The sequence below is a fragment of the Haloimpatiens lingqiaonensis genome, from assembly GCF_901447495.1.
GTDB classification, from domain to species: Bacteria; Bacillota; Clostridia; order Clostridiales; family Clostridiaceae; genus Haloimpatiens; species Haloimpatiens lingqiaonensis.
Map to the genome: position 1 here is coordinate 15,534 of NZ_CABDWS010000003.1, position 14,398 is coordinate 29,931.

Sequence of the window (14,398 nt, forward strand, 5' to 3'; positions counted from 1 at the left end):
ATTAGTTAATATATTATATTGCCACTATGCTATTATTATAAAACAAATATAGATATTTTTCACTTACTCTCCTGCCTGTTACACTTTGAAGAGCCTTAGCGTAATATTCTATTTGTACTTTATACCTTTCCTTTATCTCTTCTATATTTTCTACATAATCAGTTTTGTAGTCAAGAAGTATTATATTTCCATCCTCTTCAAAATAACAATCAATTATACCTTGAAGCATTATCTTTTCCTGCTCATATAACTCTTTAGGTAATTCTTTGTAAATTTCAGTACTTTTTATATCCATATGAAATGGCACTTCCCTGTACACCCTTTGAGCATTTTGCATTCTTTTACCTATTGGGGAATTGAAAAATTCTATTATCTTGTTTATATTTACGGATTTTCCCTCTTCCTCTGTAATAAATTCCTTTTGAACCATAGTATTTATTTGACTTTCTATGTCCTCATAGTTTTCTACTCTATCAAAAGAAATTCTCTGCATAACAGCATGCATAGCAGTACCTTTTTCCGCCGGTGTTAAGCCCTTCTTATCTAGTAAAAATAATGGCTTTTTCACCAATTTAGGAATAAACGTACTAGAGCCATAATCCTCCTCTAAAACCTCTTGAAATTTTCTTTTAAGCTCTGTAACTGTTATTACCGTTGGCATTTCCTGTGATTCTTCATATGCATATTTATAATTTAATTTCTTATTTACCTGATCGTAGATGCTTTCTTCAAGTTTTATACTATTGTCATCTTCATAAGTAGTTTTAAATTCTTCCAAGTTTGTTTCCTCTACATTCAACAACTGACCTCTTGACCAAACCTTCACTCTCCAGTTGGATTCATTCTTCAAGGTTTTTATATTTTTTATGTCTCCCTTTATCAAAAGCTGCTCCCCTTGTTCATGTCGCATTACACATGGAACTATCCAATCTAAATAATTATCTGCATTAGCTCTATGGTGTGCTGATAATTTTATACTGTCTTTTTCTATACTGAAATGCCATTTATTTATAGCTTTTTCTAAATCTTTTACCATTCCAGTTATTATTAGTTTTTCCTTTGCCCTAGTAAGTGCCACATATAAAACCCTCATCTCTTCTGAAAGATTCTCTATTTTTATTTTTTTCTTTATTATTCCCTTCATTAAGGAAGGATATATTATTCTTTTTTCTAAATTTATGCAGTCAGGACCAAATCCTAATTCTTGATGAAGTAACAATCTTTTATTAATATCCATCATATTAAACTTTTTACCCATGCCAGCTACAATAACCACTGGAAATTCAAGTCCCTTACTTTTGTGTATACTCATTATTCTAACTACATTTTCATTTTCCCCAATGATTTTAGCACTGCCCATATCTCCACTGCTTTCTTTTAGTCTATTTATAAAGCTTATAAAATTAAATAGACCCTTGTAGCTGGTGCTTTCATACTGTTTAGCCCTTTGAAATAACATCTTTAAATTTGCCTGTCTTTGCTCTCCACCAGGCATAGCCCCTACATATCCATAATATCCCGTACTTTTATATAAAAACCATATAAATTCATCTAAAGGCATGTGAATGGACTTTTCCCTCCACATCTCCATATTTATTAAAAATTCTTTTATCTTATTTAATAAATTGATATCTACTTTTATTGAACTATCATTACATATATAGATTTGTTTCTCTTGTTCTTCAAATATATCTTCTACTAGTTGTTCTTCACTATAGCTTATTTCTGTAGAAGTAGTTTTAAAATCCTTCACTATATCCATCATTTTTTCATAGTAACTATCTTCTTTACTATTTATTTTTATTTCTATTAATTCCTCTTGAGTAAAGCCGCCTATTGGTGAATTCATTAAAGCCAATAAAGGTATATCCTGTATTGGATTATCTATTACTTGAAGTAAACTTAGCATAGTTTTTATCTCTATAGTTTGAAAATATCCAGTACCTGTATCTGCATAAACCGGTATTCCCTTTTCCTTAAATTCCTCCATAAACACTGGTGCCCATTTTTGTGTGCTTCTAAGCAAAACCACTATATCTCTATAGGTTACATCCCTGTATTCTCCACTATCCTTATGAAAAACCTTAAACTTTTCATTTTTATTATCTATAAGCTCATTGATCCTTTTTGCTACCATTCTAGCCTCAATTTGTATATTTGAAGGATTATCCTCTTCCACACCTTCTTCTAGTACTTCCTCTGAAATTTCCCTTTCATTGTTATTTTCTGTTACACTATTTTCTATTAAATGTAGTTCTACTGGTCCACCTACTTTAAAATCTTCACTTTCTTCTTTATAATCCGCTCCTAAATTTAATTCTTCTTTCTGATCATATTCAAGTTCGCCAATGCTTTCACTCATTATTTGATTAAATATAAAATTTATCCCCTTTATAACTTCTTTTCTACTTCTAAAGTTTTTATACAAAAGCACCTTTCTATAAAGATTCCCCTCCTCCTCTGAATAGCTATTATACTTATCTAAAAATATTTCTGGTTTTGCCTGTCTAAACCTATAGATACTTTGTTTTATATCACCTACCATAAAAACATTAGGATTTTCCCTTCTGCTTACAATGTTTATTATGGCTTCCTGTATAGTATTTGTATCTTGATACTCATCTACTAATATTTCTTCATATTTATTTTGTAATTCTTTTGCTACTTCTGATGGAACTACTTCTCCATCCTCATCTTTAGTTAATATTTTAAGACACATATGCTCAAAATCATTAAAATCTATGAGCCCTCTTTCTCTTTTACTCCTTGAAAATTCTTCTGAAAACTCAATGGTCAAATTACAAAGACTATATATTATAGGATACAAGCATTTAAAATCCTCTAATACATCCTCATAGCTGAAAGGTGACATCTCTTCCTTTATAGAATTAATCCCTTTTTTAACTTCTTCCCTTAATTTTTTAATATTATCCTGCTTAACTTTATCCGCACCCTTTTTACACCTTTTTAAACTGCTGAAGTTAACCTTTTTTATTTCTTTAACAAAACTATCCCAGTCTTTTTCTGATACATCTATTAAGTTATTCAATATAGATAAATCCTCATTGATATTTTCTTTGTATGGTTGTAGAGATTCTTCTTCCCCTATTATTTCTATGCATATATATAAATTTTTTTCCAGTGCTCTTATTTCCTCAGATATATATTTTAGATAGCTTTTAATACCAGATAATGCTTTCAGATCTATATTATCTACATTAAATTTTTCTGCAGCTTCCATTAACCATTTTTCCTGCCAAGGAAAGGATGTGGAAAAATTATATAAATCTAGCACCATATCTTGAAGATTTCTATCATCTCTGTCACCGCAATAAATCTGTACAAGATTTAAAAACTCCTCATTGTTTTCCATTTCATATTTTTTTTCAAATAAATCCTCCAAGGTTTCCTGTTTTAAAAGAACATTCTCTGTGGCATCACTAATCCTAAAATCAGGATTTAAGCCTATAATATGGAAATTATTCCTTATTATATCTAAACAAAAGGAGTGCAAGGTAGTTATATTTGCCTTAGGTAAAAGAGTCAATTGCCTTTGAAGTTTTTGAGAATTAGGCTCTTTTTCTAATCTATCAATAATAGCTGCTGCTATTCTTTCCCTCATTTCTGATGCTGCTGCATTAGTAAAAGTTACTACTAAAAGTTTATCTATATCCACAGGATTATTTAAATCCGTAATTATATTTATTATTCTCTGAACTAATACCGCAGTTTTACCTGAGCCAGCTGCAGCTGCTACTAGGAGATTACAGTTTCTTGTATAAATAGCCTGTTGTTGTTCTTTAGTCCATTTTACCCCTGCCATTAATTATCACCCTCTCTTGAAGCTTTTGTCCCTAACTCTTCATCTAATTTGTCCCATACTTCCTGATCTTTTAATTCCTTTAACACATTGTATTTATTGCTTTCTATAGAATTATCAAATTGACATATGGCTGAGAAAAGGCAGAATTTACAAGGTACGCTTTCCTTCTTTCTATAAGGTTTTATTCCTATTTCCCCATCTAACATCTCTTTACAAGTGTTAATTAAATTATTTCTTACATGTTCCCTAAGCTCTTCAAATTGTTCTCTAGTTGCTGTGGAAGATCTGCTGCTTAAGTTACCGTCCTTCTTGATTTCTGCTGGTATTATAAGAGAAATACCCTCCAAATCCCTGTCCATCTCTTTTACTATTTCAGTATTCTGTAATATTAATCCTTTCATTCTAAGTTCTTTCATAATAGCCTTTTCTATTTCTTCTTCTGTTAAATTTTTATTTCCCTTTATAATTGGATCTTGCAATTTAAAGTATAAAATTCCCGCTGGCAGTGATGGAAGTTCTTTTTCACTGTTACCTGCATTTATTATTGCATCCAAATAGGTTATAAGCTGTATTTGAAGTCCATAATACACATCTGAAAGTTTAAAATCCTTATTGCCTGATTTATAATCTATAATTCTATAAAATACTCCTTCATCTGCAATTAATTTATCAACCCTATCTATTCTTCCTATTAAGCTTACCTTTTGACCATCAGAAAGTGTTATTTCCATAGGTGGAAAATCCCCATCTTCTCCAAATACCATTTCATATCCTAAAGGCTCAAATCCACTTTTTTTCATGTGGTTTACTATAAGCCAAACCGCTCTAAGTAAAACTTTTTTAAGTCTTTCCATAAGATATCTATATCTAGCTGAACTATTTAAGATAGATCCAGAGGTTTCATTTACAATTTTATCTACAGAAATATTTATATTTTTTTCACACCATTCTTTAGATAAATCCCCCCAATGCATTCCACTTTTCTCTACTTCTTCTGAAAAATCATCTATAACTTTATGCATAAATGTACCTATATCTGGAGAACTAAGTTTAAATATCTTTCTTTCTTTAGCTTTTAGTCCATATTGAACATAATATGCAAAGGGACACTCTACATATCTTTCTAATCTAGACACAGAAAGTCTAATATTTTTACCGTACAATTTTTCCACACTGTCCTTATTTAATTTTTTCATTTGATTATCATATTTAAAACCTAAAATAACCCTTTTATAGTTTTCTCTCCAATGTTCATTATTTTTATACCAAAGATGCACCTGCTTCCAAACAGGATCTGCAGTATTTAAGCTGCTATCTTTCCTCATAAGAGTTATTAATTTATTAAAAGTAGGCACTGGTCTATATATGTTTTCTATGCTGTTTTCTCTTTCTTCTGTTTCCTCTCCTTCTTCTATTTTTGAATAAATTCTTTTTAGTCTAGATATTATCATGGATGGTCTCAAGGCTTTGCCTTCATGATCTGCAACAGAATAACTTATTCTTAAATAATCTGATGCTATAGTCAAAGATGAATATATTAAAAATTGTTCTTCCAAAGCTTTTGTTTTGGTATCACTAGCTAGCTCTATACCTGAATTTCTTAATGCAATTCTATCTAAATCCGTAAATACACCCTCTTCCCAGTTACCTCTAGGAAATACTCCATCATTTACGCCTATTATATACAAAGCTTTTATATTATGACTTTTGATTCTATCTACGCTGCTTATCAAAACCTGATCCAAAGCTGGTGGAATGAGTCCCATTTTGTTTTGATTAAACCCTATGGTTATAATGTCCACAAATTCTTCTAAAGATAATTCTTCTTCCCCTACTACTTCTACCACTTCATCTAAAAGTTCCATTACTAAATTCCATATACTGCTATATTCCCTGCTTAATTGTTGATTACCTTCTTTTTTGAACTTCTCTACCCAGCTCTCTATTTTCTCAGGAACTCCTATATTGCATAAAAATTCAAAAGCAGCAGTGCATATATGAACCCCTTTATGTTTTCCGTGAATGTTTTTCCAAAATTCATAAAGTGGTTTAGATACTTTATATCTTATTTCATTAATCCTTTCTAAAACCTTTTCCTTTTCCTCATCATCTACTTCTTTCTCAAAATTATAATTTATAAAATTATCCCATTTTTTATCTCCAGTCCATTTAGTCTTTCCCTTTATTCCACAAGCTAAAACATAATTTTCAAGTAAAAATATCTCTTCTTCATCTATATCCAATAATCCTGTTTTTAAATATCTAAACATAGATTGATAAGACCAATTTTTTGTAAATATTTCTATAGATGCTTTTATTAATACTATTAAAGGATTGTCGTCAATTTCTTTCCTCTTATCTATAAAATTAGGTATCTCATACTCTGAAAAAATAGCTTTTACAGTATTCTCATAAATGGACAGATCTCTACTGACCACCGCTATGTCCTTAAATCTAAATCCTCTATCTCTACAAAGTCTAACTATGTCTTTGGCCACTTGCTCCACTTCACTATATAAATTGCTACCTCTTAATATTTTTATATCCCTTGTGTCATTCTTGTAAACTTCACAGTTATAGTTAAAAAAGTTACTCTCTAAATAGGAAATCTCCCTACTATTTTTAAATCTTGGATAAGGCTTTTTCCAAAGTTCTACTGGTTTATCTAAGGCTATATTGTTATTCATAGCTATTTCTATAAGTCTTTTTTCTGTTTTTTCTACTAAATTAAATACTCCTCCATCCATGCCCTTATCTTTACTGGTGTTCATGCATAAGGTTATATTTACCCTCTTAGCTAGTTTTAAAATTTTTTCCATTATTCTATATTGCTGCGGTGTAAAATAGTTAAATTCATCTATCCATATTTCACTATTTTTAATAGGGCTATAATCATCTATTTTATTATAGAGTATTGTAAGATAATCTTCTGGGTCTATATATCCTTTATTTATTAAGCTTTCAAATTTGCTATATATAATTCCTATATCCCTTGTTTTTTTCCTTAAAAATTCATCCCCTTCTATGGAATTTGCAGTTTCCATAAGTACCTCTGGAGTTACATTATAATTTTTAAACTCTGTTATTAAATCTGCAATTACTGCTGCAAATCCCTGCTGTTTAGCCGCAGTATTAAATACCTGTAATTCTTCTTTCATATCCATCATAATCTTGTATATAAGCATACATTTACCGGAGTCATCCATGTTTTTATGAATTAATCCGCCTACTTCATTAAATACTCTATGGGCAAGTCTTTTAAAGCTCAAAACTTCAACATTTAAAATACCGGTAGCACCTACCTTTTGGATTAAATTCTTTTCTGCTTGAAAAGAAAATTGCTCTGGTACTAATAATATTATTTTATTATCATTTCCTTTATCTAAAGCTTTTTTTATACTTTCCGTGCAAAAGTAACTTTTTCCACTACCACTTCTACCATATATAAATTTTAAACTCATATCTTCACCATCCACATTTTTTATATATTCCATTTTCCTTGCTTATTTCATTTAATACTATTATATCAAATTTCCATTATATAAACAGAGCTCTAACCTTCAGATGGAGTTTTCACTCCATCTGAAGCTAAGAGATCGTTATCCAGGGACGTAGCTGCCGTTATCTCCCACTTTGTTAGAAGTGGGAGTGTTACGGCAGCTAGTCATCGGATAAATTATATAATCACATAATGCAAATTTCTTTCCCAGTAAAAAAAGTCTACCATGGTATTATTTCACCACAGCAGACTTTCTATTACCTAAATATTAATCCTCAACACCTTCCTATTTGCTAAAATGCACCAAGTACTTAGTATCTAAATATAATACTAAATTAAGAATTACGGTATAGAAACACTTCCATTATACATATCCATACCCACTCCTAATAATCCTCCAATTAATATAAGTGTAAAGATAATTATCATTATTACTCTGTCATATTCCTTCATTTTTATATCTAATATAACAGCCCTTAAAAGTGCTATTAAAATAACTCCTACAAATATAGTTACATAACAAAACATTCCGAACTTATCTATATACCATCTTATCATATATTTAAAGACTATAAATCTAGGAGCCAAACAATCCCAAGTATACATATTTTATTCCCCACTTTAATTATTCTTCCACTAACCCCTCTTCTTTCTTTTTAATTAAGCTGAACAGCACTCCTCCAATTATAGATGGAACTATCCAAGCAAAACCTTGATTTGATAATGGAATTATATTCATAAATCTGCCTATAAAGGATGTATTAAATCCTAATGCAGACATTGCATCAAATAAACTTACAAATAAAGCTCCATAAACAGCTCCAATATATGCACCTTTATTATGTATTAAGTTATCAAACATATTCATTATTATTAAAACTATAGTTATTGGATATACTGCCACAAGTACAGGCATTGATAATCTAACTATTTTTTCTACCCCTACATTAGCTAACACAGCACTTATAACAGTAGTTATTATAACTATTTTTTCGTAACTAACTTTACCTTTTGTAAGTTCATTAAAATAGTTTCCTGTAGTAGCTGTAAGTCCTATGGATGTGGTTAAACATGCTAATGTAACACATATAGCTAGTGCTATTGAACCAAACCCACCTAATGTTCTCTCAGCAATATTCATAACTAATTGAGTTTTAGTTATATCCTGTGGGAAAACTGTATTTCCTGTAGCACCAAGGTATAATAAGCCTCCATATACAAAAGCCAAACCTACTGCAGCTATTAAAGATGCTCTAAAAGCTAACTTCATTTGAACCTTTTGCTCCTTATATCCCTTATCTATAAGGCTTTTCAAAACTATACTAGCCATAAGTATAGACCCCATAGCGTCCATAGTTTGATATCCGCCTACAAATCCACTAGAAAAAGCATTTTTCAAAACCGGAGTTCCAGGTACTGCCATAGGAGACGTTACTCCTTTAAATATTATAATTGCTAATACTGCCAATAACGCTGGTGTTAATATTTTACCAATCTTATCTACTATCTGTGATGGTTTTATAACAAAGAATAAAGTTACTGAAAAGTAAATTATAGAAAATATAATAGAATTTACTCCTGAGAAAATTGGTTTTATACCCATTTCAAAGGTTGTGGCACCGGTTCTTGGAATAGCTAGAAAAGGTCCAATGCAAAGAACTATTATAGTTCCTAGTATTTTACTAAAGGTTGGACTTACTTTACTGCAAAGTTTATCAATACTACCTCCAGCCCTAGATACAGCCATTATTCCTAAAAGCGGCATTCCTATTCCTGTTAAGAAAAATCCTATAGCAGATAATATCCATTTGGATCCAGATTGCATACCTAACTCTGGTGGAAATATTAAATTTCCCGCTCCAAAGAACATTGCAAACAGGGCTAGCCCTACTACCAAAGCGTCCTTATTTTTTTTACTCATGATAAATACACCCCCAAAGATAATAAACTTTCAGGCATTGAATTAACCTGTTAATTTTTTATCCATTTTTAAAATTTTCTGTATATTAGTTACTTAAGTTTTTCACATTCAATCAATGAATAACACTGTCTTTAAAGAAGTTATATTATATTTATACCAAAATATATGAATTTATTCAAGTTGTTTCTTTCAATTTTTACAAAATATATTTGGTAAATATGTTAATCTTAAATAATTCAATTTTCACAATTATAAAATAGAAATTCAAAAATAATGTAGCGCTTAAAATCCATGTACCAAAGTTAAATAAATAACTTATAATTATTTTAAAACTCAGCTACTATTTTTTCGCTTATTAGTGTATAATGTATGCTAGATTCAATTTGTTTTCTATACCATTTCATATATTGGGAGGGAACTTTATGGAATTATCTGAACCTAAAATAGTGGAATTAGATACTTTTAAAATAATAGGAACTAAATATTTTGGTAAAAACCAACACGATGAATTAAAAAAACTTTGGAATAGCTTTTATCCTAGAATGGAAGAAATTAAAAATAGAATAGATGAACAAAAGAGCTACGGTATATGCAAATTGTTTCCAGGCAGCTCTAAATTTTCTTATATATCTTCTGTAAAGGTTGCTAATTCTGAAGAAGTTCCTGAAAATATGATTTGCAAGATAATACCTTTTTCTAAATACGCCATATTTACTCACAAAGGATCTCTTAACAGTTTAGGACAAACTTACGAATATATATATGGTATATGGCTACCAAATTCATCTTATGAACATTCTACATTACCTGATATAGAAGAATATGATAATGCTTATTGTGACCCTAACCTGGATGAATATGTCATTAATATATACATACCTATTAAATAAGTATACCAAAATTCCAACTTTCGCAGTGATAAAATAAGACTTTCCAATATAAAATTTAAATTTTATATGCAAAAGTTCATTTAAACTAAAAAAGTTTATGTCATAAAATATATAAGATTACTATATAAAAAAACCATGTATAAAATAAATCTATTTATATGCATGGTTTTTATTTATGAAAATTTATATATTTCTTTTGCCAAAGTCATAATTTTATCTATTTGGAATCCCAAAACTCCTTTAATGATTTTATAATATCCTCCTGATTACTTTTGAATTTAGCATGCCAATGCTTAGGAAATAAGCTTTTATAGGCACCTGTGCCGAATCTAGTATCTATTAAGAGTACAGCACCCTTATCAGTTTCCTTTCTTATTACTCTTCCTGATGCTTGCATAACTTTATTCATTCCTGGATATATATATGAATATTGAAACCCTTTTGAATTTTTTTCATCATAGTAATTTCTTATTAAATCTCTTTCTACACAAATTTGAGGCATGCCAACTCCTACTACCACTGCTCCTATTAGTTTGTCTCCAGTTAAATCTATTCCTTCTCCAAACATTCCTCCCATTACAACAAACCCTACTAAAGTCTCATCCTTCCCTTCAGTAAAATTCCCCAAAAACTTCTCTTTTTCTTCCTCTTCCATGCTATATTCTTGCTTTATGCATTGAACTTCCAAATTTAAATCCATAAACTTTTGGTATAGTATTTCCATGTATTCGTAGGAAGGCGCAAAAATTAAATAATTTCCTTTTTTAGATTTAATCACTTGGTATATATCCTGTACTACTTGGTCATATGTAAATTTTCTTTGAGAATATTTAGTTGAAATTTTATTATCTATTATTAAACATAAATTTTTCTCTGGAAAGGGAGATTTAAGCCTTAATTTATAACTTTCCCCATCACCATTAAGTACATTCATATAATAATCCATTGGAGCTAAGGTGGCAGAAAAAAATATAGTGGATTTAACTACTTTGCCAAAGGATTCTATAAATTTAGATGGATCTAAACAAAATAACTTCAATACAATATCATCCTTTTGCTTTTTAAAATAGCTTACATACTGTTCTCCATACCATTCGCAAACCTTACAAAATCTATTTACATTAAAATACACCTCTAAAAGCTCATCTTTAAATTCCCAATCCTCCTCCCTACTGAGCCATTTATCACATATGTTTAAAAACTTCCTAGTTAAAGAATGAATACCTTCTGGTAGACTTTTATTTATATAATATTCTCCCTCTATCTCTTTTTTATTTTTAAGAAAAAATGAGTTTATTTTATTTAAATTTTTATATAAATCTGGTATTTTTTCTTTTACTATTTTTTTTAAATTCATCATATCCCTTTTACTCAATTCAGCAGAATACATTTCTCTGCTTCTATCTACTAGGTTATGCGCTTCATCTACTAAAATTACATAGTCATTATACGAATCAAAAAATCTTCTCAAATAAACTCTAGGATCAAACACATAATTATAATCACAAATTATACAATCAGCCCAATTGCATAAATCAAGAGAAAACTCAAAAGGACATACTTGGTATTTTTCAGCATATATTTTAATTTTCTCATCATTTATTAAATTTTCCTTTTGAAAAATTTCTTCTAAGGCATCTGCCACTCTATCATAATGCCCTTTAGCATAGGGACATACATCGGGATCACAATTTTTATCTTTAAAGCATATCTTTTCTTTAGAAGTTAATGAAACCGTCTTTATTTTAAGACCATGCTCCAGCATATAATCCATAGTATTTTCAGCAGCTATCTTACCCATATTTTTAGCTGTTAAATAAAATATCTTGGAACAAATCCCCTCTCCCATGCCCTTTATACTAGGAAATAAGGTAGCCAAGGTTTTTCCTGTACCTGTTGGTGCCTCAGCAAATAGCTTTTTACCCTTTTGTAAAGTTTTATATACCCCTATAGCAAATTCCCTCTGACCCTTTCTATAATTACCAAATGGGAATTTAAAATCCCTTATGGAATTATCTCTAACGCTTTCCCAATCTTGCCTCATTTTTGCATATTTTAAATATCTATTTAGCATTTCATGAAAAAAATCTTTTAACTCTTCAAAAGAAAATTCCTTTATAAATGTCTTTATATCCTCATCTATAAAAGAATAATATGTAAGTTGAATCTTTAAACTGCTTAGAGAATTTTCATCAGCGTATATAAACCCATAACACTTAGCCTGAGCCCAATGAGCTAAATTATAATCTTCATATATTTCATCTATGGGTCTTGTAGTAGTTTTTATTTCATCTATTATAACTTCATTTTCTAAAATTATTACACCATCTGCTCTTCCACTTATCTCTATTTTTATACCATCTATATCCGAAGTATGGCATAAATAAAATTCTTTGTTATAATTTTCTCCGCCCTTTTTCTGAATTTTTTGATGAATTTTTATTGCATCTAAATTTCTAGACGCTCCTTTAAAACTAGATACCAAATCCCCTGTTCTATATAAAAATTCTACCAAATCTCTTACTGAAACTTTTATTATATCACTACCAGCCATGTAATAATTCCTCCACATTTAAAATATAAGCAAAATATAAAAAGCGGTAAGTACTACTTAAACCCGCATTTTATATTCTTTATCCTTATTTAATTAAATTAAAATCTATTTTTTAGCAAAATAATATACTATTGCTATTATGAGAATAGCTATTAAAAAAGGTACTCCCAATACAAATTTAAACACTGCAGAAATTATAGCTATAGTTATACCAATTACAAATACCACCACAGCTATTGGTAAAACTATAGCCCCCAATATAGCGGCCACAAGTAATAATACTATTAAAGTTAAAATTATACCTACTAATACCCACATAAATAATCCCCCCTTAAGCTTTTCTAAATATATTTTACCACTTTTTTCATATATTTTATAGAAAGCCTCCATCTACCGTTATTATTTGTCCCGTTATATATCTTGAAGATTCATCACATAAAAATCCAACTACTTCTCCTATGTCTTCTCCTTGACCCATTCTCATCATAGGTATTTCTTCAATCAAAGCTTCCTTTTCCTCAATAGAAAAACATTTATTCATTTGGGTATCTATAACTCCTGGCGACACAGCATTAACTCTAATGCCCGATGGTGCTAATTCCTTTGCTAAAGCCTTTGTAAAAGAGTTTACCGCTCCCTTGGATGCTGAATATATAACTTCGCAAGAAGCCCCTGCATTGCCCCATATGGATGAAATATTCACAATGGTACCTTGCTTTCTACTTATCATATGCTCCACCACTGCATGACAACAGTTAAATACTCCCTTAAAGTTTACATTCATTATTTCATCAAACTCTTCCTCTGTTAAATCCATGAACAAGCCTACTTTTGATATACCTGCATTGTTAACCAATATATCTAATTTAGAAAATCTTTTTATTATATCTTCAATCATATTTTTGCAAAATGAATAGCTACTCACGTCACCCTTATATAAAAAACCTCTTCCACCATTTTCATTAATCAATTCTATTGTTTTTTCTGCTCCCTCTTGGTCTTTTTTATAATTTACTATAACATTTGCCCCTCTTTTAGCAAGTTCTATAGCAATACTTCTACCTATGCCTCTAGAAGCTCCTGTAACTAATGCTATTTTACCACCTAAACTCACTTTATCAGCTCCCTTTTTTTCTAAATCATTTATCTATGCCGTCTCTAGAAAGTACTCCTTGGGTATAATAATGTTTTATTTCTTTCATTTCCGTAACTAAATCTGCCATTTCTATAATTTCTTTTGGTGCATATCTACCTGTTATAACTACTTCTATTTGATCATTTCTATTTTTTATTGCATCTATTACATCCTTTAAGTCAATTAGTTTATAGTAAAATGCTATGGTTATTTCATCTAATATAACCACGGAATATTCTTTGGAATTAAGAATATGCTTGCATTTTTCCCAAGCATTTTTTGCAGCTAGTATGTCCTCTTCCTCTGGATCTCTATTTATAAAACAATCCCTACCCAGCTGCTCTATAGTTATATTGGGTATGTATTCTACTACCTTGCACTCATTATATTTCATTCCCTTTATAAATTGTCCTATATAAACTTTTTTTCCAGCCATAGCTGCTCTAACTGCAAGCCCTATAGCCGCTGTAGTTTTGCCCTTGCCATTTCCTGTATATACATGAACATATGAATTTTTCATTAAAAACACCCCTAGTATAATAAGTTTATAGCAGTTAATTATCTGCTTTTAATAAT

Annotated in this window: 9 protein-coding genes; 1 reads left to right on the forward strand and 8 read right to left on the reverse strand. The window is 30.0% G+C overall.

The genetic code is table 11. From position 1 onward, the window contains the following. Positions 1-13 precede the first annotated feature (13 nt). The 4 genes from addA to brnQ form a co-directional block, all read right to left on the reverse strand. Positions 14-3,823 carry a helicase-exonuclease AddAB subunit AddA gene (gene addA / locus FGK85_RS01110; RefSeq protein WP_138202942.1) on the reverse strand — a complete coding sequence of 1,270 codons (3,810 nt, stop codon included), beginning with the start codon at positions 3,821-3,823 and terminating at the stop codon, positions 14-16. Continuing rightward, positions 3,823-7,284 carry a helicase-exonuclease AddAB subunit AddB gene (gene addB / locus FGK85_RS01115; protein WP_138203040.1) on the reverse strand — a complete coding sequence of 1,154 codons (3,462 nt, stop codon included), beginning with the start codon at positions 7,282-7,284 and terminating at the stop codon, positions 3,823-3,825. Before addB ends, addA begins: the two co-directional genes overlap by 1 nt. A 380-nt stretch (positions 7,285-7,664) precedes the next feature. After that, a complete protein-coding gene (locus tag FGK85_RS01120) occupies positions 7,665-7,928 on the reverse strand; it encodes a hypothetical protein (RefSeq protein ID WP_138202944.1) in 264 nt (87 codons plus the stop codon). 19 nt (positions 7,929-7,947) lie between these two features. Further along, complete coding sequence (gene brnQ, locus FGK85_RS01125) at positions 7,948-9,243, reverse strand: branched-chain amino acid transport system II carrier protein (protein ID WP_138202946.1); 1,296 nt, start codon at positions 9,241-9,243, stop codon at positions 7,948-7,950. A gap of 422 nt (positions 9,244-9,665) precedes the next feature. Here brnQ and FGK85_RS01130 point away from each other — a divergent pair, with 422 nt between their 5' ends. Next, positions 9,666-10,133 (forward strand): GyrI-like domain-containing protein, encoded by a 468-nt coding sequence (locus FGK85_RS01130; RefSeq protein WP_171011292.1) that lies wholly within the window; start codon positions 9,666-9,668, stop codon positions 10,131-10,133. Between the two features lie 217 nt (positions 10,134-10,350). Here FGK85_RS01130 and FGK85_RS01135 read toward each other — a convergent pair whose 3' ends face one another. From FGK85_RS01135 to cobO, 4 genes are all read right to left on the reverse strand, one after another. Beyond that, the gene (locus FGK85_RS01135; protein ID WP_138202950.1) at positions 10,351-12,687 is read right to left on the reverse strand and encodes an ATP-dependent DNA helicase; all 2,337 of its coding nucleotides are present in this window, start codon (positions 12,685-12,687) and stop codon (positions 10,351-10,353) included. A gap of 105 nt (positions 12,688-12,792) precedes the next feature. Next, complete coding sequence (locus tag FGK85_RS01140) at positions 12,793-13,005, reverse strand: hypothetical protein (protein WP_138202952.1); 213 nt, start codon at positions 13,003-13,005, stop codon at positions 12,793-12,795. A 55-nt stretch (positions 13,006-13,060) separates the two neighbouring features. Further along, positions 13,061-13,801 carry an elongation factor P 5-aminopentanone reductase gene (gene ymfI / locus FGK85_RS01145; protein ID WP_138202954.1) on the reverse strand — a complete coding sequence of 247 codons (741 nt, stop codon included), beginning with the start codon at positions 13,799-13,801 and terminating at the stop codon, positions 13,061-13,063. A gap of 25 nt (positions 13,802-13,826) precedes the next feature. After that, complete coding sequence (gene cobO / locus FGK85_RS01150; protein WP_138202956.1) at positions 13,827-14,342, reverse strand: cob(I)yrinic acid a,c-diamide adenosyltransferase; 516 nt, start codon at positions 14,340-14,342, stop codon at positions 13,827-13,829. Positions 14,343-14,398 lie beyond the last annotated feature (56 nt).

Bases quoted from the DNA above. Each gene is read 5' to 3' on its own strand.
- FGK85_RS01130 (WP_171011292.1), top strand. From the start codon at position 9,666: ATGGAATTATCTGAACCTAAAATAGTGGAATTAGATACTTTTAAAATA.
- addA (WP_138202942.1), bottom strand. From the start codon at position 3,823: ATGGCAGGGGTAAAATGGACTAAAGAACAACAACAGGCTATTTATACA.
- brnQ (WP_138202946.1), bottom strand. From the start codon at position 9,243: ATGAGTAAAAAAAATAAGGACGCTTTGGTAGTAGGGCTAGCCCTGTTT.
- addB (WP_138203040.1), bottom strand. From the start codon at position 7,284: ATGAGTTTAAAATTTATATATGGTAGAAGTGGTAGTGGAAAAAGTTAC.
- FGK85_RS01135 (WP_138202950.1), bottom strand. From the start codon at position 12,687: ATGGCTGGTAGTGATATAATAAAAGTTTCAGTAAGAGATTTGGTAGAA.
- FGK85_RS01120 (WP_138202944.1), bottom strand. From the start codon at position 7,928: ATGTATACTTGGGATTGTTTGGCTCCTAGATTTATAGTCTTTAAATAT.
- FGK85_RS01140 (WP_138202952.1), bottom strand. From the start codon at position 13,005: ATGTGGGTATTAGTAGGTATAATTTTAACTTTAATAGTATTATTACTT.
- cobO (WP_138202956.1), bottom strand. From the start codon at position 14,342: ATGAAAAATTCATATGTTCATGTATATACAGGAAATGGCAAGGGCAAA.